The organism is Pantoea sp. GM_Pan_4, from assembly GCF_026541005.1.
Lineage (GTDB): Bacteria > Pseudomonadota > Gammaproteobacteria > Enterobacterales > Enterobacteriaceae > Pantoea > Pantoea dispersa.
This window is the reverse complement of the sequence record NZ_JALNUZ010000011.1, coordinates 1-24651: the sequence shown is the minus strand read 5'-3', so window position 1 is coordinate 24651 and position 24651 is coordinate 1. Positions and strand designations below refer to the sequence as shown.

Sequence of the window (24651 nt, the reverse complement as noted above, 5' to 3'; positions counted from 1 at the left end):
TCTCGCTCATTTAATCTTCAGGTTGAACCGCTATTTTACCCTGTTCCACGCGGAACATCTTGCCCTTTTCGTCGCTCATGTCGATTACATGCTCGACACCAATGGCGCTGACAAACACCTGAGCCTGCGTGGCTTTCAGGCGTTCCGCCAGCAGGCGACGACGGGTGTCATCCAGCTCGGAGGCGAAGTCGTCAATCAGGTACAAACAGCGACGTCCGCTGCTGCGCGTCAGGTACTCGCCCTGCGCTAACCGCAACGCACACATCAGCAGCTTTAACTGACCGCGTGAGAGTAAATCTTCCACCGGCGTGCCTTCAGCACGAATCCGAAAATCGGCTTTGTGCGGACCGCTGGCGGTGTAGGTGAGCGCACGATCGCGCTCGAAGTTGCGCTCCAGCAGCTCGCCGAAGTCGCTCTCTTTGTCCCAGCCGCGCTGGAAGGAGAAGCTCAGCGCAAACTCCGGTAAAAACTGGCTGCAGGTGGCGGTGATTTCGCTGGCAATGGCTGCGCTGTATTCAGCGCGCCAGGCGCTGATCTGTTCTGCCAGCGGCACCAGCTCCTGATCCCATGGCCGGATCTGGCTGTAGCGCACGACCTGGCGCAGCGCCGCGTTGCGCTGTTTCAGCAGGCGACGCAGATTGCTCCAGGCCAGAAAGAAACCGGGATAAGCATGAAAGCAGCCCCAGTCGATGTAGGCTCTACGGTATTTGGGGCCGCCGTTGAGCAAAGTAAACCCCTCTGGCGTAATCAGCTGCATCGGCAGCAGCTGCGCCAGCTCGGCGACTTTGTGGCCGTCGCTGCCGTCGATGCGGACTTTGCTGTCGCCGGCGCGGTTTTTACTCAGGCCGACCGCCAGCTCGCGCTCGCTGCCTTCAATCCGCCCGTGCAACACAAACGCGTCCTGATCGTGACGAATTACGCGTCCGGCCTGCAAACTGCGGAATGCACGGCCGTGACCCAGCGTATAAATCGCCTCCAGCACGCTGGTTTTACCGCTGCCGTTGGCGCCCACGAGAAAATTAAAGCCCGGCGCCAGCGTGAGATCGGCCTGCTCGATATTACGAAAATCTTTAATCAGGAGGCGGGTTAAAGCCATGAATCAATCCAGCCAGAGGGGGTTGCCTAACATTAACAATCCAGGCCGTTGGCGGCGCAGGCAGTCTGGCCACGGCCAGCGCGCAGGCCCTGGGAGCATACTGAAGTATGTGACCAGGGGCGAGCACTGCCCGGGACCAGAATGGCAAGTAAGCCAGGCCGATATTTTCTATTACAAACGCATGGGCATAACGACGTAGGCCGCAGCCGGACTGGCTACATCTTCAATCTGCACGCTGGAAACCGAATCGGTCAGCAGCAGACGCACGTTTTCGCACTTCAGCGCGTTCAGCACATCCAGCACGTAGCTGACGTTAAAACCAATCTCCAGCTCGGTGCCGCTGTACGACACGTCCAGCATCTCTTCTGCCTCTTCCTGCTCCGGGTTATTGGCGGTGATGCGCAGCTGATTTTCGGTGATATAGATGCGAACGCCGCGGAACTTCTCGTTCGACAGGATCGCCGCGCGGGCAAAAGCCTGTTTCAGCAGATCGCAGCCCGCTTCCAGCGCTTTGTCTGGATTCTTCGGCAACACGCGGCGATAATCCGGGAAACGGCCATCAACCAGCTTCGAAGTGAAGATAAAATCGCCGACGTGCGCGCGAATGTTGCTGCTGCCAATCTGCACCTGCAGCGGCGTCTCACCGCCGTCCAGCAGACGAACCAGCTCAATCACACCTTTACGCGGTACGATCACCGAATGGTTCGGCAGCGCCTGTCCGACAGGCATCGAACAGACTGCCAGGCGATGGCCGTCAGTAGCAACGGTGCGCAGCTCTTCGCCTTCGGTCTCGAACAGCATACCGTTGAGATAGTAACGCACATCCTGATGCGCCATGGAGAACTGCGTGGCTTCAATCAGGCGTTTGAGCGTGGCCTGCGGCAACGTGAATTCCACTTCGCTCTGCCAGTCGTCGAGATTCGGGAAGTCGCTGGCTGGCAGCGTCGACAGCGAAAAGCGGCTGCGGCCGGAGCGCACCAGCATGCGGTCACCTTCCAGCGTCAGACTGATCTCTGCGCCTTCAGGCAGACCACGGCAAATATCAAGAAACTTACGCGCCGGGACGGTTGTCGCGCCCGGTTCGTGCGGCTGGGTCAGCGCCACGCGCGCCACCATCTCCATCTCAAGATCGGTACCGGTCAGCAGCAGCGTGCCTTCATTCACCTGCAGCAGTAAATTTCCGAGGATCGGCAGCGTCGGGCGTCCGCCAAGCGGGCCACTCACCTGTTGCAGTGGCTTCAGCAACTGCTCACGTTCAACAATAAATTTCATATGCGTCAGGAAGATAATGTTCGAATGAGGTTAGAGAAATCTTCTTTGATGTCGTGGCTCTCTTCACGCAGCTGCTCGATTTTACGGCAGGCATGAAGCACGGTGGTATGGTCACGGCCACCAAACGCATCGCCAATTTCCGGCAGGCTGTGGTTGGTGAGCTCTTTGGCCATCGCCATCGCCATTTGACGCGGACGCGCCACCGAGCGCGAACGGCGCTTCGACAGCAAATCCGCCACTTTAATTTTGTAGTACTCGGCCACCGTCTTCTGGATGTTGTCGATGGTCACCAGCTTTTCCTGCAGCGCCAGCAGGTCGCGCAGCGCTTCGCGCACAAAATCGATGGTGATGGCACGCCCGGTAAAGTTGGCATTGGCAATCACGCGATTCAGTGCCCCTTCCAGCTCACGCACGTTAGAGCGCAGACGCTTGGCAATAAAAAAGGCCACTTCGCCCGGCAGACGGATGTCGTTTTCGTCCGCCTTTTTCATCAGGATCGCGACACGCGTCTCCAGCTCAGGCGGCTCGATCGCCACGGTTAATCCCCAGCCAAAGCGTGATTTCAGACGATCTTCCACCCCGTTGATCTCTTTCGGGTAACGATCCGAGGTCAGGATGATCTGCTGATTACCTTCCAGCAGCGCGTTGAAGGTGTGGAAAAACTCTTCCTGCGAGCGCTCTTTATTGGCAAAGAACTGAATATCATCGATCAGCAGCGCGTCCACCGAACGGTAGTAGCGCTTAAACTCCTCGATGGCGTTGTTCTGCAGCGCTTTCACCATATCCTGCACGAAGCGTTCAGAGTGCATATAAACCACTTTGGCATTCGGCTTGCGCGCGATGATGCCGTTGCCCACCGCGTGCAGCAGGTGCGTTTTGCCGAGGCCGGTGCCGCCATACAGGAACAGCGGGTTGTAAGCGCCACCAGGATTATCCGCCACCTGACGTGCCGCCGCGCGCGCCAGCTGGTTGGACTTACCCTCAACGAAGTTGTCGAAGTTGTGGCGGTTATTCACGTTCGAGCGGTAGGTCACATCAGCCGGTGCCGGAACCGAATCCCAGCTCGGGCGCAGCGGCTGTGCCGGTGCCGGACGATTCTCAGCCGGTGCGGGCGCGCTGACGCTGCTGGCCATGGCGGGTTGCGTAGCAGCCACCGGCGCAACCGGGCGCGTGCCGACCTCAAAACGCAGCAGCGGCACGTTCGCACCGCAGAATTCATTCAGCAGCCCATTGATACTATTGAGATATTTATCCCGAACCCAGTCGAGTACAAACCGATTTGGTGCATACAAGGCCAGCGTATTGTCGTTCAATTCAGCCTGCAGCGGACGAATCCACATGCTGAATTCGGTGGCAGGAAGCTCATCCTGCAAACGGGCAAGACACTGTTGCCAAAGCGTAAGTGACACGGCGGACTCCACTCGTACAAAATCGATAAGAATTTCAGGCGCTAATAATAGAAACTGTCTTTTTTGACACAGGCGGTCAGAAAGCGCCTGCGACCGCTATCCGCGGTAGTCATCCCCGGCGATCGCAAGGAGGATCGTCAGCGGAAGGGCGGATCATAGCGCAAAGCGCCTCAGAGATCTTCCCTTTCTACACAGTTTTGATCCATTTTATCCACAGGGTGTCCAGGCATGCATCAGTTTACGCCGTCTGCGGAAAAAGCGAGCGGGGATCAGGCTGAAAGCGAGAAATTTTCCACCGCGCTCGCATTTTTGCCGTTACGATCGGCGCGGCGATCGCAAGAAGATCCTGGACGATCCTTGCGCTTTCCTTTATAGCCCGTATAATTCCCCACCCGGCATTGGCGCGTGAAGCTTTGATGCCCGGAATTAGCGGGCTGTATCAGAGTTTTCAGGTCTCGCGCCCAGCGAAGTAAATTGACTCCGGACTGTACAATTATTACAATCCCGCCTCTTTATTAAAGACACATTGAGGCGTCGGTCGTTTTACTGGCCCGAAAACGCGTCACCCAGTGAAATTTTTCAAGTTTAGGTAGAAATCGCCATGAAACGCACTTTTCAACCGTCCGTACTGAAGCGCAACCGTTCTCACGGCTTCCGTGCTCGTATGGCTACTAAAAATGGTCGTCAGGTTCTGGCACGTCGTCGTGCTAAAGGCCGTGCTCGTCTGACCGTTTCTAAGTAATAAAAGCTAACCCTCGTGGTTAAGCTCGCATTTCCCAGGGAGTTACGTTTGTTAACTCCCGCTCATTTCACTTTCGTCTTCCAGCAACCTCTTCGGGCTGGCACGCCGCAAATCACCATCCTCGGCCGCCTTAATTCGCTGGGGCATCCCCGCATCGGTCTTACCGTCGCCAAGAAGCACGTGAAACGCGCCCATGAACGCAACCGGATCAAGCGATTGACCCGCGAAAGCTTTCGTTTGCGTCAACACGAGCTGCCGCCGATGGATTTTGTCATCGTGGCGAAAAAAGGGATTGCTGACCTCGATAACCGTGCACTGACGGAAGCGTTGGAGAAATTATGGCGTCGTCACTGTCGCCTGGCGCGCGGCTCCTGATCGCCCTGATACGCGTTTATCAACGCGCCATCAGCCCACTGCTGGGACCTCATTGCCGGTTCCATCCCACCTGCTCGCAGTATGGGGTGGAAGCTGTACGCCGCTTCGGCATGTTAAAAGGCAGTTGGTTGACGATTAAACGCGTATTAAAATGCCACCCTTTGAACCCGGGTGGCGACGATCCGGTGCCGCCAAAAACCTTTGATACCAGAGAACATTAACGATGGATTCGCAACGCAATCTCTTTCTCATCGCTTTTCTGTTCGTGTCTTTTATGATCTGGCAAGCCTGGCAGACGGACCACGCTCCGCAGCCACAGCAGACCCAGACCACGCAGAACACAAGCAGCGCAGCGGGTGATGCCGCCTCTTCCGGCGTGCCGGCTAGCGGCCAGGGCAAAACGATCACCGTTAAGACTGATGTCCTGTCACTCAACATTAATACCCGCGGCGGTGATATCGAGCAGGCACAGCTGCTGACTTACCCGGACAAACTGGGTTCAGACGCGCCGTTCCAGCTGCTGGAAACCACTCCGGCCTTCGTTTATCAGGCGCAGAGCGGCTTAACCGGCCGTAACGGTCCGGATAACCCGAACAACGGCGCACGTCCGCTGTATACCGCTTCCCAGGATCACTTCGAGATGGCCGATGGCCAGACCGAGCTGCGCGTGCCGCTGAGCTGGACCGGTGAGAACGGCGTGGTTTACACCAAAACCTTCGTGTTCAAACGTGGCGAATTCGCGGTTAACGTCGACTACAACATCAATAACGCCTCGCAGCAGCCGCTGGAAGTGGCGATGTTTGGTCAGCTGAAGCAGACGATCGATCTGCCGAAGCATCGCGATACCGGCAGCAATAACTTTGCGCTGCACACTTTCCGTGGTGCCGCTTACTCGACCAGCGATGCGAAGTATGAAAAATACAAATTCGATACCATCGCCGATAACGAGAACCTGAACACCACCACCAGCAACGGCTGGGTGGCGATGCTGCAGCAGTACTTTGCGACCGCATGGGTGCCGCGCACTCAGGGTAACAATACGCTGTACACCAGCAATCTCGGCAACGGTGTGGCGGCAATCGGCTATAAGTCGGCGCCTGTGACCATCGCCGCCGGCGCGCAGCAGGATCTCGGTGCCACTCTGTGGGTGGGTCCGGAAATCCAGGACAAAATGGCCGCTATCGCGCCGCACCTCGATCTGACCGTGGATTACGGCTGGCTGTGGTTCATCTCTCAGCCGCTGTTTAAGCTGCTGAAGTTCCTGCACAGCTTTATCGGTAACTGGGGCTTCTCCATTATCGTTATCACCTTCATCGTGCGTGGCATCATGTACCCGCTGACCAAAGCGCAGTACACCTCGATGGCCAAGATGCGTATGCTGCAGCCGAAGATTCAGGCCATGCGTGAGCGTCTGGGTGACGATAAGCAGAAGCAGAGCCAGGAGATGATGGCGCTGTATAAGGCGGAGAAAGTGAACCCGCTGGGCGGCTGTCTGCCACTGGTTATCCAGATGCCAATCTTCCTGGCGCTGTACTACATGCTGTCCGGTTCCGTTGAACTGCGTCATGCTCCGTTTGTACTGTGGATCCATGACCTGTCTGCGCAGGACCCGTACTATATTCTGCCGGTCATCATGGGTATCACCATGTTCTTCATTCAGAAGATGTCACCGACCACCGTGACCGATCCGATGCAGCAGAAGATCATGACTTACATGCCGGTTATCTTTACCGTGTTCTTCCTGTGGTTCCCGTCAGGTCTGGTGCTGTACTACATCGTCAGCAACCTGGTAACCATTCTCCAGCAGCAGCTGATTTATCGCGGGCTGGAAAAGCGTGGTTTACACAGCCGCGACAAGAAGAAAGCGTAACGCCCGGCAACGCTGAGCAGGACGCAACATCTCCAGGGGCGGCATTTATGCCGCCCTGTTTTTTTTGGAAGAAGGTACTTATGAGCCACAGTGACACTATTGTTGCCCAGGCGACGCCTCCCGGCCGTGGTGGCGTCGGTATTCTGCGTATTTCCGGTGGCAAAGCCGCTGAAGTGGCGCAGGCTGTGCTGGGCAAGCTGCCGAAGCCACGCTACGCCGACTATCTGCCCTTTAACGATGCTGATGGCAGCGTGCTGGATCAGGGCATCGCGCTGTGGTTCCCGGGTCCGAACTCCTTTACCGGCGAAGATGTGCTGGAACTGCAGGGCCACGGCGGTCCGGTGATTCTCGATCTGCTGCTGAAGCGCATTGTGGCGCTGCCGGGTGTGCGCATTGCGCAGCCGGGCGAGTTCTCGGAACGCGCCTTTCTGAATGACAAGCTCGACCTGGCGCAGGCAGAAGCGATTGCCGATCTGATTGATGCCAGCTCCGAGCAGGCCGCCCGCTCCGCCGTCAACTCGCTGCAGGGTGCCTTTTCACTGCGCGTTAATGCGTTAGTGGAAGCACTTACTCACTTGCGCATCTATGTGGAAGCAGCGATTGATTTTCCGGATGAGGAGATCGACTTCCTTTCCGACGGCAAAATCGAAGCGCAGCTGAATGCGGTGATCGGCGATCTCAACGGCGTGCGCGCCGAAGCGCGTCAGGGCAGCCTGCTGCGTGAAGGGATGAAAGTGGTGATTGCCGGTCGTCCCAACGCCGGGAAATCGAGCCTGCTCAACGCACTGGCCGGACGCGAAGCAGCGATCGTCACGGATATCGCTGGCACCACGCGTGACGTGCTGCGCGAGCACATCCACATCGACGGCATGCCGCTGCACATCATCGATACCGCCGGTTTGCGTGAAGCCAGCGACGAAGTGGAACGTATCGGCATTGAACGCGCCTGGCAGGAGATTGAGCAGGCGGATCGCGTCCTGTTCATGGTGGATGGCACCACCACTGACGCCACTGAAGCCGCCGCCATCTGGCCTGATTTCGTGGCGCGCTTACCAGCCGCGTTGCCGATTACCGTGGTACGTAATAAAGCGGACATGACCGGTGAAACGCTGGGCCTGACAGAAGTAAATGGCCACTCACTTATTCGCCTGTCGGCGCGCACCGGCGCAGGCGTCGATACGCTGCGTGAGCATCTGAAACAGAGTATGGGCTTCGCCGGCAATATGGAAGGCGGCTTCCTCGCGCGTCGCCGCCATCTGCAGGCTCTGGAGTTAGCAGCCACTCACTTACAGCAGGGCAAAGATCAGCTGCTGGGAGCCTGGGCGGGCGAACTGCTGGCCGAAGAGCTACGGCTGGCGCAGCAGGCGCTGAGCGAAATCACCGGCGAGTTTACCTCCGACGACCTGCTGGGCCGGATTTTCTCCAGCTTTTGTATTGGTAAATAGTCGCCGTCACAGGTCGCCATAAATGGCGCCCCTACAGGGGATTCATGTGATGCTGTAGGGTGCGCATTTAGGCGCACCGGAATCGCTACCAACATACATCTTTGTTATTTGGCGCGCCTTCGCCTTTGTCGTATAACGGTTGAGGGTCGCCGCGTAAACGCAGCGGCCACATCCATTATTCATGCTAAAAATCAGGCGCAGGTTGTTGCCTGAACAGGAGAGAAACATGAGTACACCGCTCGACAGCGTGGCGCTGAACGCGCTGTTTACTGAAGCCCGCACCCATAGCTACTGGCAGGATAAACCGATTTCGCAGGAGGTGCTGAAGCAGCTCTATGCGCTGACGGCGCTGGGGCCGACCTCAGCCAACTGCTCGCCGGGCCGCTTTGTGTTCGTGACGTCTCAGGAAGGTAAAGAGAAGCTGAAACCGGCGCTCTCCTCAGGCAATGTGGATAAAACCATGGCGGCACCGGTGACGGTGATTGTGGCGTGGGATCCGACCTTTTATGAAGCACTGCCAAAACTGTTCCCGCATGGCGATGCACGCAGCTGGTTTACCAGCAGCCCGGATTTGGCCAAAGAGACCGCGTTTCGCAACAGCAGCCTGCAGGCGGGCTATCTGATTCTGGCGGCCCGCTCGCTGGGACTGGATGCCGGCCCGATGTCCGGTTTTGATCCGGCTAAAGTTAACGCCGCGTTCTTCAGCGAAAATAACTGGCAGGTCAACTTACTGATCAACCTCGGCTATGGCGAAGCCAGCAAGCTGCATCCGCGCCTGCCGCGTCTGAGCTTTGACGAAGCCAGCAAATTTGCCTGATGCGTTAAGCCGCGCAGCCGCACGACGCGCTGCGCTATGACTTAGCCCAGCGAGTGAAAACCGCTGTTGAAGTAGACCATCGGCGCTGTCGCTTCGCCCGGCAGCGCAATACCCACGATACGCGCCAGCAGCACGCTGTGGGTGTTCCACTCCACCGTTTTTTCCAGCTGACAATCGAAGCTCACCAGCGCATCAGCCAGCACGGGCGCGCCCGTATTCAGGGTTTGCCATTCACCACTCTGGAAACGCTCAGCGCGGCGCGTCGGCGAGCTGAACTGCGCGCACAAGTCATCGTGCTGCTCGCGCAGAACGTTCACGGCAAAGTAGCCCGCCTGCAGAATGGCATCATGGCTTGATGCACTGCGGTTAACGCAGACCAGCAGGCTGGGCGGTTCCGCTGCCAGCGAGCTGACCGAGGTGGCGATCAGCCCGAACTTTTCTCCGCTGGATGAGGTGGTCACCAGCGAAACACCGGCAGTGAGACGGCGCATGCCGTGACGAAATTCATCCAGCGAGATCGATTCCTGGCGAGCAAGAGAGGTAACAGACATAACAACTCCGACGTGCATGGTTTGCGATGCGCACGATTGGCAGATAGGTGAATAATTTAAGCACTTCATTGTGCAGCTCTTTCCTGCCCAAATCCTACACCACATCCGCCGCTTCGGCACCCCATCCGACACCAATGTGCAAAAGCCTCATATTCAATTGCAGCTCATGGCAATGAGATTCGCCTCGTCCTTATCTGAATTTACTGGCTATCCAGCCTAAGCCGGATGCAAACCCATGAGAAAATTCTTACAATAGCCCTGATGATTATCCGACCATTTTCACGGAGCGACAGATGGCTAGTCATTTTGTTCGTTGGGTGGTTAACCCGCCCCTCACCCCAGAGACCATGCGGGTTCCACAGGATGTGATGACCAGCGCCGGGCACCTGCCTGATAAGCGCCGCGGCCGCTTTCTTGCCGCACGCGCGCTGCTGGCCCAGCTGATGCTGCGCGTCTATGGTATTCGTGACCTGCCGCCGCTGATCGCCAGCAGCAGCGGTCGTCCCTGCTTTGCCGATCCTAATTTGCCTGACTTCAGTATCTCCTATGCCGGTAATATGGTCGGCGTGCTGCTGGCAGAAGAAGGCGGGCGCGCTGGCCTGGATATGGAAATCGTTCGGGCGCATAGCCGCCAGGCGCAGGATGCCCTGACGCAGGGGCTGTCATCGGGTGAAAAGGCGTGGATTAACGCCCAGCAGGATTTTATGGAAGCGGTGACGCAGATCTGGACGCTGCGCCAGAGCATTCTCAAACTGACCGGCGAAGCCAACAGCGGTATTGATGCGCTGCGGCTGCATCCGGCTGCGGGTCGGCTGCGATCCAGCGTCTATCCCGATATTCAGGCGGTGTGTGATGCCGAGCCGACGCTGGTGTGGTCCTGCGCGCTGTCGCCCGGCACTGAGCGTTTACGGCTGTGGGAGATTGATGCGCAGCAGCAGTGGCAGTCGCTGCGCGATGTGGAGATGAGCAAACCCAACATCGGGCCGCGCACCCTGCGCCTCACCAGCCTGCCCGGCGAGCGTGTCGCCAGTCAGCCGGAAGTCAGGCATCCCGGATAACCAGGCCGCACCCGCGGCCTGTTGCGTTTAGTGCGCGTCGATAAAAGCGATTTTCAGCACAAACAGCAGCGCCACCACCACCACGCACGGGCTGATTTCACGCCAGCGTCCGGTACCGAGTTTCATCACGCAGTAAGAGATAAAACCGAGCGCAATACCTTCGGTGATCGAGAAGCTGAACGGCATCATCGCCGCCGTGACAAACGCCGGCACCGCTTCGGTGAGATCGTCCCAGCGCACGCGCGCCAGCGAAGCCGTCATCAGTACGCCAACATAAATCAGCGCACCGGCCGCCGCATAGGCGGGCACCATGGCAGCCAGCGGCGACAGGAACATCACCAGCAGGAACAGGATGCCGGTCACTACCGCCATCAGGCCGGTACGGCCACCAATCGCCACGCCGGATGAGCTTTCGATGTACGCCGTCACCGAAGAGGTGCCGATCAGCGAACCGGTGACGGAGCTGATGCTATCCACGTACAGCGCCTGTTTCATGCGCGGAAAAGTACCTTTCTCGTCGGTCAGGCCCGCTTTATCGGTTACGCCAATCAGCGTACCGGATGAGTCAAACAGATTGACCAGCATGAAGGCGAAGATCACGCCCGCCATGCTCACGTTGAACGCGCCTTTGATATCGACCTGGCCGACCACCGAGGTGATGGCCGGCGGCGCGGCGAACAGCCCGGTAAACTTCACGTCGCCCAGCAGCAGACCGATCGCGGTGGTCACTACGATAGAGACCAGCACCGCCGCGTGGATGTTGCGCGACGCCAGAATCGCAATGATAAAGAAGCCGAGCGCGCCAAGCAGCACGTTGTGCGAGGCCAGGTTGCCGACGGTCACGATGGTGTCCGCGTTGGGCACAATAATGCCGGCGTTTTTCAGCCCCATCATGGCGATGAACAGACCGATACCGGCGGTGATGCCCACGCGCAGGCTGAGCGGAATATTGGCGATCATCCAGTAGCGTACGCGCAGCAGCGTCAGGATCAGCAGCCCCAGCGCGCCCCAGAAGATCGCGCCCATGCCAACCTGCCACGAGTAGCCCATCGCGCCCACCACCACAAAGGCAAAGAAGGCGTTGAGGCCCATGGCCGGTGCCAGCGCCACCGGCAGATTGGCCACCAGCCCCATCAGGATGCTGCCGAACGCAGCAATCAGGCAGGTGGTAACAAACACCGCCTGGGTGTCCATGCCTGCGGCACCAAGAATCTGCGGGTTAACGAAGACGATGTACACCATCGTCAGGAAAGTAGTGAAACCGGCAATCACTTCGGTGCGCGCGGTGGTTCCGTGTTCCTGCAGCCTGAAAATACGCTGCAAAAGGCCCTGCTCGTTCATTTCGCTGTTCCGATGAAAAATTTATCGCCGCGTATCCTATAGACTTTAGCGCCGCAAAACACTGATTTTTCGCAACCGGTTGCCTGGGGTCGCTTTCTGCGCTGAGTGCGCTAGAGTGACAGCTTATTGTTTACTAAAAGGATGAGGCGCGATGTCAGTTGAATGTATCTTTTTTGATTGCGACGGCACGCTGGTCGACAGCGAAGTGATATGCACGCAGTCCTACGTCAACACCTTTGCCCGTTACGGTATCGAACTCTCGCTGCAGCAGATGTTTGAGCAGTACAAAGGGGTGAAGCTTTACGACATCATCCGCGATGTGACGGCACAGCATCAGGTAACACTGCCGCTGGCTGAGGTGGAGAGTGCCTACCGCGCGGAAGTGGCGCGCCTGTTTGATCTTGATCTGCAGCCGATTGCCGGCGCCAGAGCGCTGGTGGAGCGCGTGAAGGTGCCGATGTGCGTGGTGTCGAACGGTACGGTGAAGAAAATGGAGCATTCGCTGGGGCTGACCGGCATGCTGCCGTATCTGAGCGGACGCCTGTACAGCGGCTATGACATTAATCACTGGAAGCCGGATCCGGAGCTGATGTACCACGCGGCGGAACAGATGCAGGTGCCGATTGAAAAGTGCATTCTGGTGGATGATTCAGAGGCTGGCGCGCGGGCTGGCATCGCCGCTGGCATACCGGTGTTTTACTACTGTGCCGATGCACACAATCCGGTGATTGATCACCCGCTGGTGACGCGTTTTGACGATATGGCGCAGCTGCCAGCGCTGTGGCGTGCACGTGGCTGGGATGTGGTCAGGTAAGTGCGCGCAGCCCCCTCATCCCAGCCTTCTCCCGCCAGCGGGAGAAGGGGCCGATCGAGCGGGTGTTAAGGTGAAGCACAGGTTTGTAAAACCGCACTGAACGGTTCCCTCTCCCGTTTGCGGGAGAGGGTTAGGGTGAGGGGAAAAAATCACCCAATCGCGCCCAGCGAATCCTCATTGCCCTGGCTTTTTGGCAGCAGGAACAGCGTAGCGACAATATCCAGCAGGTAAATCAGCGCCAGCAGCGTAATCGCAGCGGTGAAAGAAATATGCGTGGCCAGCATGCCGATCACCAGCGGACCGAAACCGCCGACGCCGCGGCCGAGGTTGAACAACACATTCTGCGCGGTGGCGCGCGCCTGCGGTGGGAAAGTGTCCGAGATCAGCGCGCCGTAGCCGCCAATCATGCCGTTAACAAACATCCCCATGATGGCACCGGTAAACAGCATCACCGTCGGGTCGCGCAGCTGGGCGTAAACCACCACCATCGCCACGGCACCAAACTGGTACAGCAGGAAAATCTTCCAGCGCGCAAAGCGGTCCGCCAGCACGCCGAACAGCCAGATGCCGAACGTCATGCCCACCACCGTAACGGCCGTCCACAGGCCGGATTTGGTCAGGCTGAAGCCGAAGCTGGAAGAGAGATAACTTGGCATCCAGATCATCAGGCCGTAATAGCCAAAATTCTGCACCGAACAAAGAATCAGAATGCCGAGGCTGGCTTTGCTGGTGGCGCGATCGGCAAACAGCAGTTTAATGCGCGCGGAAAAGGAGAGATGCGGGGCTTTTTCCACATGGCGGGTGAAGGCTTCCGGCTCGCCCATGCTGCGGCGAATCACAAACGACACCAGCGCCGGCAGCAGGCCAACCAGGAACATACCGCGCCAGCCAATCACGCTCAGCAGCAGCGGCGTGATAAAGGCCGCCAGCAATACGCCGAGCTGCCAGCCGATACCGACCCACGCCGAGGCGCGGTTACGCTTCTCCTTCGGCCAGGCTTCGGCAATCAGCGCCATGCCGATGCCAAATTCACCGCCCAGTCCCATGCCGGCCAGCGTACGATACGCCAGCAGATCCCAGTAGCCCTGCGCCACGGCGCACAGCCCGGTGAACAGTGAGAACATCAGGATCGTCACGGTCAGAATGCGGATGCGGCCGTAGCGATCGCTCAGATGACCAAACACAATGCCGCCGACCACCGCGCCGATCAGCGTCCAGGTCACCAGCGAACCGGCCTGCGACGCATCCAGCGCCAGCGACACGCTGATCGCCGGCAGCATAAAGCCCAGAATCAGCAGATCAAATCCATCCATGGCATAGCCGCTGACGGCAGCCACCATTGCTTTCGCCGGCGTAACGGCGGTTTTGTTGTTATTTGCAGAGGACATAAAACAGCACCTGGCAGAAAAATGTGCGCCAAGTATAAAGAGAGCGGCAGGTTGAGAACAGGCAGAAATCAAGCGCACTGCCTGTCAGCCTCAGCGCTAACAGGCAGTCATCACGTCAATCAGGAGGGTTTATTGCTGCCGTCGTCGCCCGACAGCAGTTCATCCAGCTTGTCACCGCCAACGTGACGGAAATCCTGACCTTTCACGAAATAGAAGATAATTTCGCAGATGTTCTGGCAGCGGTCACCGATGCGCTCGATGGCGCGCGCGCAGAACAGCGCGGTGAGCACGCTGGGAATGGTGCGCGGATCTTCCATCATGTAGGTCATCAGCTGGCGCACAATGCCTTCGTACTCTTTATCCACCTTTTTGTCTTCGCGGTAGATCTTGATGGCTTCGTTGAGATCCATGCGCGCGAAGGCATCCAGCACGTCGTGCAGCATCTGCACGGTGTGATGCCCGAGCGACTCAAGGCTCACCAGCAGCGGCAGGTGCTGCTGACCGAACTTCTCCAGCGCGGTACGGCTGATCTTCTCCGCCACGTCGCCGATGCGTTCCAGCTCCGAAATGGTTTTGATGATCGCCATCACCAGACGCAGGTCGCTGGCGGTAGGCTGACGCTTGGCGATGATGCGCACACAGGCTTCATCGATCTCCACTTCCATCATGTTGACCTTCTGGTCACCGTCGATCACCCGGCGCGCCAGTTCGCCATCCTGGTTATGCATCGCGGTGATGGCATCGGTAAGCTGCTGCTCCACCATGCCACCCATGATCATCACCTGGGTACGAATGTGCTCCAGCTCCGCGTTGAACTGACCGGAGATATGTTTGTTCAGATTTAAATTATCCATGTTTCTCTCCTGAATCAGCCGTAACGACCGGTGATGTAATCTTCTGTCTGCTTCTGCGCCGGCTTGGTAAACAGCGTGTCGGTGTCGCTGAATTCAATCAGCTCGCCCAGATACATAAACGCCGTGTGATCGGAACAGCGCGCCGCCTGCTGCATGTTGTGGGTCACGATGACCACGGTGTAATCCTGCTTCAGCTCCGTAATCAGCTCTTCGATGCGCCCGGTGGAAATCGGGTCCAGCGCCGAACATGGCTCATCCAGTAGCAGCACTTCCGGGCGAATCGCGATGCCGCGCGCGATGCACAGACGCTGCTGCTGACCGCCGGAGAGACTGTAACCGCTCTGGTGCAGCTTGTCTTTGGTTTCATTCCACAGCGCGGCTTTGCTCAGCGCCCACTGCACGCGCTCATCCATATCGGCACGCGACAGCTTCTCAAACAGCCGCACGCCAAAGGCGATGTTGTCATAAATCGACATCGGGAACGGCGTCGGCTTCTGGAACACCATGCCGACGCGCGCGCGCAGCAGGGCGATATCCTGATGCGATGCCAGAATGTTGTCGCCATCCAGCAGAATTTCACCCTCAGCACGCTGCTCCGGATAGAGCGAGTACATTTTGTTGAAGGTGCGCAGCAGGGTGGATTTGCCGCAGCCCGACGGACCGATAAACGCCGTCACCTGGTTTTTGGCGATATCCAGATTAATGTTCTTCAGCGCGTGGAACTTACCGTAGTGGAAGTTCAGATTGCGCACCTGAATTTTACCGGCAGAAGGAGTTGCCATACTCATTGCTCATCTCTCATGTGCAGCGCCGCCGAAGCCGCGCCGGAAAATTAGTGTTTGCCTTTGGCGAAAATCACGCGCGCCACGATGTTCAGCAGCAGCACGCACAGCGTAATAATCAGCACACCGGCCCACGCCAGACTCTGCCATTCGGCAAACGGGCTCATGGCGAATTTGAAGATGGTCACCGGCAGGTTGGCCAGCGGCTGCATCATGTCGGTGCTCCAGAACTGGTTCGACAGCGCGGTGAACAGCAGCGGTGCGGTTTCACCGGCAATGCGCGCAATCGCCAGCAGCACACCGGTAATGATGCCGGAGACCGAGGCTTTCAGCGTAATAGCCGAGATCATCTTCCACTTCGGCGTGCCCAGCGCATAAGCCGCTTCACGCATGCTGTCCGGCACCAGCCGCAGCATGTTCTCGGTGGTACGAATCACGATGGGCACCTGCAGCAGCGCCAGCGCTATCACACCGGCCCAGCCGGAGAAGTGCTGCATCTGCGCCACCACGATGGTGTACACGAACAGGCCGACCACAATTGACGGTGCGGACAGCAGGATGTCGTTAATGAAGCGAATCACTTCCGCCAGCCAGTGCTTGCGGCCATATTCTGCCAGGTAGATACCCGCCAGAATGCCCAGCGGCGTGCCAAAGAAGGTGGACCAGAAGATCAGCAGGCCGCTGCCCGCCAGGGCGTTCGCCAGACCACCGCCCGCGGTGTTGGGCGGCGGCGTGGATTCGGTAAACAGCGTCCAGCTCAGGCCATCGATCCCTTTCGTGACGGTGGTGAACAGGATCCAGATCAGCCAGAACAGGCCGAACGCCATGGTCAGCAGCGAGAGCGTCAGGGCAATTTTATTTTTGGTGCTGCGCCACGCCTGCATTTTACGGCGTGAGGCTTCCAGCTCGGCGCGCGCCTGCATTTCAATTGCTGTCATGAACGGGCTCCTTCACTCTTCGCCAGACGCAGGATCATCAGTTTGGAGATCGCCAGAACGATAAAGGTAATCACGAACAGAATCAGGCCAAGCTCCATCAGCGCCGCCACGTGCACGCCGGATTCGGCTTCGGCGAACTCGTTCGCCAGCGCCGAGGTGATACTGTTGCCGGGCATAAACAGCGATGCGCTGTCCAGCTGGTAGGTATTACCGATTATAAAGGTGACCGCCATGGTTTCGCCCAGCGCGCGGCCGAGACCCAGCATCACGCCGCCGATCACGCCGTTTTTGGTGAACGGCAGCACGATGCGCCAGATCACTTCCCAGGTGGTGCAGCCGATGCCGTAGGCCGACTCTTTCATCATTACCGGCGTCTGTTCGAACACATCGCGCATCACCGAGGCGATGTAAGGGATGATCATGATGGCGAGGATCACGCCCGCCGCCAGAATACCGATGCCGAAGGCCGGACCGGAGAACAGCGCGCCGACGATCGGGATATTTGCCAGCACGTCGCCAACCGGCGTCTGGAAATACTCCGCGAACAGCGGAGCAAAGATAAACAGGCCCCACATGCCGTACACGATGCTGGGAATGGCCGCCAGCAGCTCAATCGCGGTACCCAGCGGACGGCGCAGCCAGTTTGGCGCCAGTTCGGTCAGAAACAGGGCGATACCGAAACTCACCGGCACCGCGATGATTAAGGCAATCAGTGAGGTTACGAGGGTGCCGTAAATCGGCACCAGCGCACCAAATTCTTCGTTTGGCGCATCCCAGGTTTTGGTCCACAGAAAGGAGAAGCCAAATTTCTGGATGCTCGGCCAGGAGGAGAAAATCAGGGAGACGATAATGCCACCCAGCAGCAGTAACACGATCAGCGCGGAGAGCTTCACCAGCGCGCCGAATATCATGTCGCCTTGCTTGCCCGGTGCTTTAAACGTCGGCTTAGTGGCAGCCATAGAATTCTCGATCTCAGAGGGTAATCAGGGCGGCAACAAGGCCGCCCATCAGGCTGGCCAGCGCGGACGCTGGCCGGGTCATACACTTACTGGTACAGCGCTTTACCGGAACTGTCTTTGATGTTGGCTTTCCAGGCAGCACGAATCTGATTCGCTACGCTCTCTGGCAGCGCTGCGTAATCCAGCGCCGTAGCCGTTTTGCTGCCGCCTTTGTACGCCCAGTCAAAGAACTTCAGCACTTCACTGCCCTTCTCCGCATTCGCCTGCTCTTTGTAGATCAGGATGAAGGTGGTTGAGGTGATCGGCCATGCATCGTTGCCTTTCTGGAAGGTCAGATCCTGGGCGAAGGATTTGCTCCAGTCAGCGCCTTTGGCGGCGTTAGCAAAGCTGGCTTCGCTCGGTGCCACTGGCTTGCCATCGGCATCAACCAGTTTGGTGTAAGTCAGGTTGTTCTGTTTGGCGTAGGCGTACTCTACGTAGCCAATCGAGCCCGGCAGACGCTGTACAAACGCGGCCACGCCGTCGTTACCTTTACCGCCCAGACCGGTTGGCCAGTTGACGGTGTTGCCTTTACCGATTTTGCTGTTCCAGGTCTCGTTCACTTTAGACAGGTAGCTGGTGAAGACGAAAGAGGTGCCGGAACCATCCGCGCGGCGCACCACGTTGATGTTGGTGTCTGGCAGCTTCACGCCCGGGTTCAGTTTGGTGATCGCCGGATCGTTCCACTTTTTGATGGTGCCGAGATAGATGTCGCCGACCGTTTTACCGTCGAGCGTCAGCTCACCGGATTTAACGCCGGGAATGTTCACCGCCAGCACCACGCCACCGATCACCGTCGGGAACTGGAACAGGCCATTTTTCTGCAGATCTTCTTCTTTCATCGGCGCATCGGACGCACCGAAATCCACGGTTTTGGCAATGATTTGCTTCACGCCACCCGAGGAACCAATACCCTGATAGTTGATTTTGCTACCGGTGGCTTGCTGATACTCTGCTGCCCACTTGGCATAAACCGGTGCCGGGAACGTCCCGCCTGCGCCTGTCAGGTCGGTGGCTGCAAAAGCAGAAACCGCGCTTACTGCGAAGGTGGCGGCGAGAATTCGGGCTACGGTGCTACGCATCAGTGTCATGTTCCCTCCAGGGGATTAAAAATCAGGCTTGACGCCGTTTTAGTAAGAGTCAGTGATTGCTGCTGGAGGCAAAATAGGACAGTTTGATGACAGTGAAATGTACGAATTGTGACAGTTATATGACAACCGGGTCGGCTGGCAAATCAGAGATAATTAATGAAAACCACCGTGCTGCCGGTAAAGTTACCGGGACTGGGGGTTGTTGAGGAGAGCGTCGAAATCAGCGTGAACGGCGTCGTCACGTTAGCCCGCACTAATTGCGGTTTATTCAGGCTCCCGTCAGCCAGTGATAACAGCGTACTGATGTTGTTGCTGAGTTTGAGGATATTGATCCCACCGGCAAGCGCAAAACTGATATTCACATCACGGTTGCAGAAAAGCGAGAAGTTAACGCTGGCTTTGGCGCCATTAACGGCGGCCGGGGCCAGCGTACCATGATTAATATTCAGCGCGGCTCCGCTTACCGAACAGGATACCGGCACCACCGGAATGTTGACGCAAGGTGCCCAGGGCGCAACCATTCCGGAATAGTCAGTTACGGTCGCGGAGGCTGTCACAAAGCTGCCGCAGTATGAACTGTAATAACGGGTATCTGAGTTACGCAGAAACTTGCCACCCCGACCATTAAAACGGATAAAACGTTCAGCCACCGAGGCCAGGCTCTCGCCCTGATCGACGTAAATTTGTGGCCCGCCCGCAGCGCTGAATACGGTGCCATGCCCGATAAACCAGGCGCTGACACCGATGCCTGCTGCGCAGGTTCTCTCTGAAGAGTTACAGCGGGCATAGCCGGATATCATACCGACATCCACCACTGACCAGGTAATTTCAACCTGGCTTGCGTTGACCCAGCGAATGCCATCCACGCGCGGGGCTTCCATCGCTTGCGCTGAAAAGAACAGCAGCAGGCCAGCGAAAAAAGCCAGATAGCGGAAAACAAGCCCTGTTAGCATTGGTCTAATCCTGTGGTTGCGTCAACGCCGATCATCTACTGGTACTCAACCACCAGCGCAGCAAAAGCAGAAAAGTCACCGCTGGTTAACACCGCGGCGTTTTTTTTCACCGGTACCACCTGAATGACGGGCAGCGCAGGAAAGGTAAACGGCAGCCAGTTATTCAGTGCCAGGGCGTTTTCGCCATTTTTACCGCTTAATATCTGAATCGCCAAATCACGCTGGCTGGTCGCCAGCAAAGCAGAATTAAATGCGCTTCCGGTGCCACTGATTTGTACACGCATACTCTTATCGGGATTATTGCTACAGGTTAACGTCCAGGAGACAGGTTTTCTGTAGCTGTCGCCATTGATCTGGGAAATAACCACTGAACCAAACTCCACCATAATTGGCTTTTCGCCGTTAATCTGACATAACGGTGGTTCGATTAGCTGTCCACTGAAGTTAGCCTGCACGCTGAAAGCAGCCACTGCGCTATACTTCAGCATAGCGGGCAGCAATAGTGCCATTAACCACGTTCGTTTCATTTATTGCAGTTCCACTACCAGTGTTGCCGCTGAAGTAAAACTTCCTCCTGTTAAACTGCTGCTTTTATCTTTCACCGGGACGGCCGTGATAACCGGCAGCACGGGATAAGTAAAGTTTACCCAGCTGGTATTAATATTTAACCTTTCAGCGTTCGACTTAAAAAACGCAATACCTAAACCGCTGACTGATGCGCGTAACGCACCGCTATCAAAGCTGGCTGCATTCCCCTGTAGCTGGAGTTTAAGCGCATTAGAGGGAAGATTAGTGCAGAAAAGCGTAAATGACACAGGTTGCTGATACACTTTCCCATCTATTTTATCGGTGCGCACATCGCCGAAATTAACACTAATCGGCATACCATTATTTATTTTACAGTCGGCAGGTACCATCACGTTACCGGAAATATTCACACTGAATGACGATGCCAGTGCATCGGATAAAAGCATCAGACACAAAAAAGTAAATATGAAATAACGCGCCATAAATTCCTACATGCAGAGAACGAGTTTGGCTTGCTACATGCATCAGAAAGCTTATGACTGAAAGGTTAAATTAAAGTTAAACAAAACAGAAGTGAAGGACAGCCAGCGAATTATGAAAGTTGATTTCACATATCAGGGAAAAATTAATTCACAACGTTCACAGAATTCACGATTAATTTAATCGGAACAACAATGAGTTAAAAAACCGGCCTGTTTCCAGACCGGGCTACGCTTATTCCACCGTGACCGATTTCGCCAGGTTACGCGGCTGGTCGACGTCGGTGCCTTTGATCAGCGCCACGTGGTAGGAGAGCAGCTGCAGCGGCACGGTGTAGAAGATTGGGGCAATTACCTCTTCAACGTGCGGCAGCGGGATGATTTTCATGCCTTCGCTGTCGCTGAAACCGGCATCCTGGTCGGCAAACACGTACAGCAGACCGCCGCGCGCGCGCACCTCTTCGATGTTGGATTTCAGTTTCTCCAGCAATTCATTGTTCGGTGCCACCACAATCACCGGCATATCGGCATCAATCAGCGCCAGCGGACCGTGCTTCAGTTCGCCCGCCGCATAGGCTTCGGCGTGGATGTAGGAGATCTCTTTCAGCTTCAGCGCCCCTTCCATGGCAATCGGATACTGATCGCCACGGCCAAGGAACAGCGCGTGATGCTTGTCAGAGAAGCCTTCGGCGAGATTCTCGATCACTTTATCCTGCGCCAGCATCTGTTCAATGCGGCTCGGCAACGCCTGCAGTGCATGAACAATCTCATGCTCGGTTTCAGCGCGCATGCCGTGCAGACGGCCCAGCTTCGCCACCAGCATCAGCAGTACCGTCAGCTGAGTGGTGAACGCTTTGGTCGAGGCCACGCCGATTTCGGTGCCGGCTTTGGTCATCAGCGCCAGATCTGACTCACGCACCAGTGACGAACCCGCCACGTTGCAGATGGCCAGCGAACCGAGATAGCCCAGCTCTTTGGACAGGCGCAGCGCTGCCAGCGTATCGGCGGTTTCACCGGATTGCGACAGGGTGATCAGCAGGCTGTTTTTACGCACCGCCGATTTGCGATAGCGGAATTCGGAGGCGATTTCCACGTCACACGGGATGTTGGCCAGCGACTCAAACCAGTAACGCGACACCATGCCGGAGTTGTAAGAGGTGCCGCAGGCGATGATCTGGATATGTTCCACCTGGCTCAGCAGCGTTTCCGCATTAGCGCCCAGCTCGCTGAGATCAACAATGCCGTCATGGAAGCGGCCGGCCAGCGTGTTTTTGATGGCGTTCGGCTGTTCGTAGATCTCTTTCTGCATGTAATGGCGGTAAACGCCTTTATCGCCGGCATCGTACTGCGCATTGGATTCGATCTCTGCGCGCTGTGCCTGGTTACCGTGGCGATCAATAATCGTCACTTCGCGGCGGGTAATTTCGGCAATATCCCCCTCTTCGAGGTAGATAAAGCGGCGGGTCACCGGCAGCAGCGCCAGCTGATCGGAAGCGATAAAGTTTTCGCCCACGCCGCGGCCAATCACCAGCGGGCTGCCGGAACGCGCAGCCACCAGCACCGACGGATCGCGGCTGTCCATGATCACCATGCCATACGCCCCGCGCAGCTGCGGGATCACCCGCAGTACCACTTCGCGCAGCGTACCGCCCTGTTTCTGCTCCCAGTGCACCAGGTGCGCCACCACTTCGGTATCGGTTTCGGAGGCAAAGCGGTAACCGCGTGCGATCATCTGCTCACGCAGCGGTTCGTGGTTCTCAATGATGCCGTTGTGCACAATAATAATGTGCTCTGAGACGTGCGGGTGCGCATTGGCTTCCGACGGCTCACCGTGCGTCGCCCAGCGGGTGTGCGCGATGCCGGTTCCGCCAATCAGCGGCTGCTGCTCCGCCGCTTCTGCCAGATTGGCCACTTTACCCAGACGACGCAACCGCGTCATGTGGCCCTGGCGATCGACAACCGCCAGACCGGCAGAGTCATAACCGCGATACTCAAGACGACGCAGCCCTTCCAGCAGAATTTCTGCGATATCACGCTGCGCTACTGCACCAACAATTCCACACATAGTAATTTCCTGACGTCATGGCTTTCGGCCATTGCGTTGTCATCTGACCTGATTGTTCCCCGAGCCTTGTAGAGAGTGGGGGATATCCCTTCCTATTCCAGGTTGCAGGTGCGTTAGCTGCCTGAAAACCGGAATATGTCGGGTTTTTAATACCGGGCCGATCTTTGCCGGCCCTGACATTTATTTTTTCTTAACCGGACGCTGCCAGCCAGACTTCTGATTTTGCTCTTTGCGGTTATAGACCAGATCGGCAGCGGTAACGTCTTTCATCACCGTCGTGCCGGCGGCGATGGTGGCGCCCGCCGCCACGCTGACCGGAGCCACCAGCTGGGTGTCCGAGCCGACAAACACGTTGTCGCCGATAATGGTTTTAAACTTATTGGCACCGTCGTAGTTGCAGGTAATGGTGCCGGCACCGATATTCACGCCCGCGCCAATCTCCGCATCCCCGAGATACGACAGATGGCCGGCCTTTGAGCCTTTGCCCAGCGTCGCTTTCTTCATCTCGACGAAGTTGCCGACGTGCGCCTGTTCGGCCAGTTCGCTGCCCGGACGCAGGCGCGCAAACGGCCCGACGGTGCAGGCGGCGGCCAGCGTGGCATCTTCAATCACCGAATAAGGGCTGATTTCGCAGTCATCGGCAATCACGCTGTTTTTAATGATGCAGCCAGCGCCAATTTTTACCCGATGGCCCAGCGTGACGTTGCCTTCAATGATCACGTTGGTATCAATATCGACATCACGACCGTGCTGCAGCGTACCGCGCAGATCGAAGCGCGCCGGATCGCGCAGCATGACGCCAGCCAGCAGCAGCTTTTCTGCCTGCTCGCGTTGATAAGTGCGCTCCAGGGTGGAAAGCTGCAGACGATTGTTCACGCCATCGGTTTCGCTGATACGCGCCGGGTGCACTGCGTTGATCACGCGGCCTTCCTGATGCGCCATGGCGATGATATCAGTGATGTAAAATTCGCCCTGCGCATTGTGATTGTTGAGCTGCGCCAGCCAGCGCTTCAGGTCGGCACCGTTGGCAATCAGGATGCCGGTGTTGATCTCCTGAATCTTTAGCTGTTCGGCTGACGCATCTTTTTGCTCCACAATGCCGGTGATGGTGCCGTTTTCACGCACGATGCGTCCGTAGCCGGTGGGGTTATCCAGCACCACAGTGAGCAGCCCGATGCCGCCTGCAGGTTTGGCGTCGCGCAGACGCTGCAGGGTTTCCTGGGCGATCAGCGGGACATCGCCGTACAGCATCAGGATATCTTCGTCATCGGCGAAGAACGGTGCCGCCTGCTGCATGGCATGGCCGGTGCCGAGCTGCTCCGCCTGCAACACCCAGTTCAGCGGATTATGCGCCAGTTTCTCCTGCAGCAATTCACCGCCGTGGCCGTAGACCAGATGCACCTGCTGTGCGCCGAGGCCGGTAGCGGCATCAATAACGTGTTGCACCATCGGTTTACCTGCCAGGCTGTGCAGCACCTTGGGCAGATCGGAATACATGCGGGTGCCTTTGCCAGCGGCGAGGATCACCACGCTCATTGCGCTTGTCGACATAACTATCCTGACTCAATTTAGCTTTCGAAAGTGTAAGGTTTACCCCTGAGATTACTACATTTTTCTCCGTGCGAAATTAGCGGAAGAGGATGAGCGGCGGTGAGTGGCCAGCACGGGTTGCCGGGGAGGACATAAGGTAAGGGCGTTGCGCCATTTTCGGTCGCCATAAATGGCGCCCCTACGGGGTGATTGTGCGGTTTTGGACAGCGTGCGCATTTATGCGTACCGACATTT

The 24651-nt window shown here is 57.2% G+C and carries 24 protein-coding genes; 8 read left to right on the top strand and 16 right to left on the bottom strand.

What is annotated here, in order from left to right; translation table 11 throughout:
- Window positions 1-10: 10 nt before the first annotated feature.
- The 3 genes from recF to dnaA form a co-directional block, all read right to left on the bottom strand.
- Complete coding sequence (gene recF, locus OXR61_RS18760; protein ID WP_021506912.1) at window positions 11-1096, bottom strand: DNA replication/repair protein RecF; 1086 nt, start codon at window positions 1094-1096, stop codon at window positions 11-13.
- Window positions 1097-1267: 171 nt separating this feature from the next.
- Window positions 1268-2368 (bottom strand): DNA polymerase III subunit beta, encoded by a 1101-nt coding sequence (gene dnaN, locus OXR61_RS18755; RefSeq protein WP_010617831.1) that lies wholly within the window; start codon window positions 2366-2368, stop codon window positions 1268-1270.
- 5 nt (window positions 2369-2373) lie between these two features.
- Window positions 2374-3777 carry a chromosomal replication initiator protein DnaA gene (dnaA, locus tag OXR61_RS18750; RefSeq protein WP_031279599.1) on the bottom strand — a complete coding sequence of 468 codons (1404 nt, stop codon included), beginning with the start codon at window positions 3775-3777 and terminating at the stop codon, window positions 2374-2376.
- 601 nt (window positions 3778-4378) lie between these two features.
- Between dnaA and rpmH the strand changes: the two genes are divergently transcribed.
- The 6 genes from rpmH to OXR61_RS18720 all read left to right on the top strand — a co-directional run bounded on the left by rpmH (window position 4379) and on the right by OXR61_RS18720 (window position 9026).
- On the top strand, window positions 4379-4519 hold the full coding sequence (rpmH, locus tag OXR61_RS18745) for a 50S ribosomal protein L34 (RefSeq protein WP_000831330.1): 141 nt from the start codon (window positions 4379-4381) through the stop codon (window positions 4517-4519).
- A gap of 15 nt (window positions 4520-4534) precedes the next feature.
- The gene (gene rnpA, locus OXR61_RS18740) at window positions 4535-4894 is read left to right on the top strand and encodes a ribonuclease P protein component (RefSeq protein ID WP_040679622.1); all 360 of its coding nucleotides are present in this window, start codon (window positions 4535-4537) and stop codon (window positions 4892-4894) included.
- Window positions 4858-5115: a membrane protein insertion efficiency factor YidD gene (yidD, locus tag OXR61_RS18735; RefSeq protein ID WP_071813586.1), complete on the top strand. Its 258-nt coding sequence runs from the start codon at window positions 4858-4860 to the stop codon at window positions 5113-5115. Before rnpA ends, yidD begins: the two co-directional genes overlap by 37 nt.
- 2 nt (window positions 5116-5117) lie before the next feature.
- Window positions 5118-6764 (top strand): membrane protein insertase YidC, encoded by a 1647-nt coding sequence (gene yidC, locus OXR61_RS18730; RefSeq protein WP_021506916.1) that lies wholly within the window; start codon window positions 5118-5120, stop codon window positions 6762-6764.
- A gap of 80 nt (window positions 6765-6844) precedes the next feature.
- The gene (gene mnmE / locus OXR61_RS18725) at window positions 6845-8209 is read left to right on the top strand and encodes a tRNA uridine-5-carboxymethylaminomethyl(34) synthesis GTPase MnmE (protein ID WP_021506917.1); all 1365 of its coding nucleotides are present in this window, start codon (window positions 6845-6847) and stop codon (window positions 8207-8209) included.
- Between the two features lie 226 nt (window positions 8210-8435).
- Window positions 8436-9026, top strand: coding sequence for a malonic semialdehyde reductase (locus OXR61_RS18720; RefSeq protein WP_021506918.1), 591 nt, complete (start codon window positions 8436-8438; stop codon window positions 9024-9026).
- A gap of 41 nt (window positions 9027-9067) precedes the next feature.
- Here the strand turns inward: OXR61_RS18720 and OXR61_RS18715 are convergent, their stop codons facing one another.
- Window positions 9068-9577 (bottom strand): flavin reductase family protein, encoded by a 510-nt coding sequence (locus OXR61_RS18715; protein WP_031279601.1) that lies wholly within the window; start codon window positions 9575-9577, stop codon window positions 9068-9070.
- Window positions 9578-9870: 293 nt separating this feature from the next.
- Here OXR61_RS18715 and OXR61_RS18710 point away from each other — a divergent pair, with 293 nt between their 5' ends.
- Window positions 9871-10635 carry a 4'-phosphopantetheinyl transferase superfamily protein gene (locus OXR61_RS18710; protein WP_031279602.1) on the top strand — a complete coding sequence of 255 codons (765 nt, stop codon included), beginning with the start codon at window positions 9871-9873 and terminating at the stop codon, window positions 10633-10635.
- Window positions 10636-10662: 27 nt separating this feature from the next.
- Here the strand turns inward: OXR61_RS18710 and OXR61_RS18705 are convergent, their stop codons facing one another.
- On the bottom strand, window positions 10663-11976 hold the full coding sequence (locus tag OXR61_RS18705) for an NCS2 family permease (protein WP_021506921.1): 1314 nt from the start codon (window positions 11974-11976) through the stop codon (window positions 10663-10665).
- A gap of 151 nt (window positions 11977-12127) precedes the next feature.
- Here OXR61_RS18705 and yieH point away from each other — a divergent pair, with 151 nt between their 5' ends.
- Complete coding sequence (gene yieH / locus OXR61_RS18700; protein ID WP_021506922.1) at window positions 12128-12790, top strand: 6-phosphogluconate phosphatase; 663 nt, start codon at window positions 12128-12130, stop codon at window positions 12788-12790.
- A gap of 149 nt (window positions 12791-12939) precedes the next feature.
- Here the strand turns inward: yieH and OXR61_RS18695 are convergent, their stop codons facing one another.
- The 11 genes from OXR61_RS18695 to glmU all read right to left on the bottom strand — a co-directional run bounded on the left by OXR61_RS18695 (window position 12940) and on the right by glmU (window position 24417).
- Window positions 12940-14178 (bottom strand): MFS transporter, encoded by a 1239-nt coding sequence (locus OXR61_RS18695; RefSeq protein WP_021506923.1) that lies wholly within the window; start codon window positions 14176-14178, stop codon window positions 12940-12942.
- Window positions 14179-14297: 119 nt separating this feature from the next.
- The gene (gene phoU, locus OXR61_RS18690; protein ID WP_021506924.1) at window positions 14298-15032 is read right to left on the bottom strand and encodes a phosphate signaling complex protein PhoU; all 735 of its coding nucleotides are present in this window, start codon (window positions 15030-15032) and stop codon (window positions 14298-14300) included.
- A 14-nt stretch (window positions 15033-15046) separates the two neighbouring features.
- Window positions 15047-15820, bottom strand: a complete 774-nt coding sequence (gene pstB, locus OXR61_RS18685) for a phosphate ABC transporter ATP-binding protein PstB (RefSeq protein WP_021506925.1) — start codon at window positions 15818-15820, stop codon at window positions 15047-15049.
- 44 nt (window positions 15821-15864) lie between these two features.
- On the bottom strand, window positions 15865-16752 hold the full coding sequence (gene pstA, locus OXR61_RS18680; protein ID WP_021506926.1) for a phosphate ABC transporter permease PstA: 888 nt from the start codon (window positions 16750-16752) through the stop codon (window positions 15865-15867).
- Window positions 16749-17711, bottom strand: coding sequence for a phosphate ABC transporter permease PstC (gene pstC, locus OXR61_RS18675; protein WP_031279603.1), 963 nt, complete (start codon window positions 17709-17711; stop codon window positions 16749-16751). Before pstC ends, pstA begins: the two co-directional genes overlap by 4 nt.
- A gap of 86 nt (window positions 17712-17797) precedes the next feature.
- On the bottom strand, window positions 17798-18841 hold the full coding sequence (gene pstS, locus OXR61_RS18670) for a phosphate ABC transporter substrate-binding protein PstS (protein ID WP_021506928.1): 1044 nt from the start codon (window positions 18839-18841) through the stop codon (window positions 17798-17800).
- Between the two features lie 143 nt (window positions 18842-18984).
- Window positions 18985-19794 (bottom strand): hypothetical protein, encoded by an 810-nt coding sequence (locus OXR61_RS18665; protein ID WP_021506929.1) that lies wholly within the window; start codon window positions 19792-19794, stop codon window positions 18985-18987.
- A gap of 35 nt (window positions 19795-19829) precedes the next feature.
- Complete coding sequence (locus tag OXR61_RS18660) at window positions 19830-20249, bottom strand: fimbrial protein (RefSeq protein WP_182689050.1); 420 nt, start codon at window positions 20247-20249, stop codon at window positions 19830-19832.
- Window positions 20250-20321: 72 nt separating this feature from the next.
- On the bottom strand, window positions 20322-20804 hold the full coding sequence (locus tag OXR61_RS18655) for a fimbrial protein (RefSeq protein ID WP_021506931.1): 483 nt from the start codon (window positions 20802-20804) through the stop codon (window positions 20322-20324).
- A 232-nt stretch (window positions 20805-21036) separates the two neighbouring features.
- Entirely contained in the window at window positions 21037-22866 is a 1830-nt protein-coding gene (glmS, locus tag OXR61_RS18650) for a glutamine--fructose-6-phosphate transaminase (isomerizing) (protein WP_021506932.1), read from the bottom strand.
- A 180-nt stretch (window positions 22867-23046) separates the two neighbouring features.
- On the bottom strand, window positions 23047-24417 hold the full coding sequence (glmU, locus tag OXR61_RS18645; protein ID WP_031279605.1) for a bifunctional UDP-N-acetylglucosamine diphosphorylase/glucosamine-1-phosphate N-acetyltransferase GlmU: 1371 nt from the start codon (window positions 24415-24417) through the stop codon (window positions 23047-23049).
- Window positions 24418-24651 lie beyond the last annotated feature (234 nt).

Coding starts and splice junctions, on each gene's coding strand:
- recF (WP_021506912.1), bottom strand. CDS start 1,096: ATGGCTTTAACCCGCCTCCTGATTAAAGATTTTCGTAATATCGAGCAG.
- dnaN (WP_010617831.1), bottom strand. CDS start 2,368: ATGAAATTTATTGTTGAACGTGAGCAGTTGCTGAAGCCACTGCAACAG.
- rpmH (WP_000831330.1), top strand. CDS start 4,379: ATGAAACGCACTTTTCAACCGTCCGTACTGAAGCGCAACCGTTCTCAC.
- yidD (WP_071813586.1), top strand. CDS start 4,858: ATGGCGTCGTCACTGTCGCCTGGCGCGCGGCTCCTGATCGCCCTGATA.
- yidC (WP_021506916.1), top strand. CDS start 5,118: ATGGATTCGCAACGCAATCTCTTTCTCATCGCTTTTCTGTTCGTGTCT.
- mnmE (WP_021506917.1), top strand. CDS start 6,845: ATGAGCCACAGTGACACTATTGTTGCCCAGGCGACGCCTCCCGGCCGT.
- OXR61_RS18720 (WP_021506918.1), top strand. CDS start 8,436: ATGAGTACACCGCTCGACAGCGTGGCGCTGAACGCGCTGTTTACTGAA.
- OXR61_RS18715 (WP_031279601.1), bottom strand. CDS start 9,577: ATGTCTGTTACCTCTCTTGCTCGCCAGGAATCGATCTCGCTGGATGAA.
- OXR61_RS18710 (WP_031279602.1), top strand. CDS start 9,871: ATGGCTAGTCATTTTGTTCGTTGGGTGGTTAACCCGCCCCTCACCCCA.
- OXR61_RS18705 (WP_021506921.1), bottom strand. CDS start 11,976: ATGAACGAGCAGGGCCTTTTGCAGCGTATTTTCAGGCTGCAGGAACAC.
- yieH (WP_021506922.1), top strand. CDS start 12,128: ATGTCAGTTGAATGTATCTTTTTTGATTGCGACGGCACGCTGGTCGAC.
- OXR61_RS18695 (WP_021506923.1), bottom strand. CDS start 14,178: ATGTCCTCTGCAAATAACAACAAAACCGCCGTTACGCCGGCGAAAGCA.
- phoU (WP_021506924.1), bottom strand. CDS start 15,032: ATGGATAATTTAAATCTGAACAAACATATCTCCGGTCAGTTCAACGCG.
- pstB (WP_021506925.1), bottom strand. CDS start 15,820: ATGAGTATGGCAACTCCTTCTGCCGGTAAAATTCAGGTGCGCAATCTG.
- pstA (WP_021506926.1), bottom strand. CDS start 16,752: ATGACAGCAATTGAAATGCAGGCGCGCGCCGAGCTGGAAGCCTCACGC.
- pstC (WP_031279603.1), bottom strand. CDS start 17,711: ATGGCTGCCACTAAGCCGACGTTTAAAGCACCGGGCAAGCAAGGCGAC.
- pstS (WP_021506928.1), bottom strand. CDS start 18,841: ATGACACTGATGCGTAGCACCGTAGCCCGAATTCTCGCCGCCACCTTC.
- OXR61_RS18665 (WP_021506929.1), bottom strand. CDS start 19,794: ATGCTAACAGGGCTTGTTTTCCGCTATCTGGCTTTTTTCGCTGGCCTG.
- OXR61_RS18655 (WP_021506931.1), bottom strand. CDS start 20,804: ATGGCGCGTTATTTCATATTTACTTTTTTGTGTCTGATGCTTTTATCC.
- glmS (WP_021506932.1), bottom strand. CDS start 22,866: ATGTGTGGAATTGTTGGTGCAGTAGCGCAGCGTGATATCGCAGAAATT.
- glmU (WP_031279605.1), bottom strand. CDS start 24,417: ATGTCGACAAGCGCAATGAGCGTGGTGATCCTCGCCGCTGGCAAAGGC.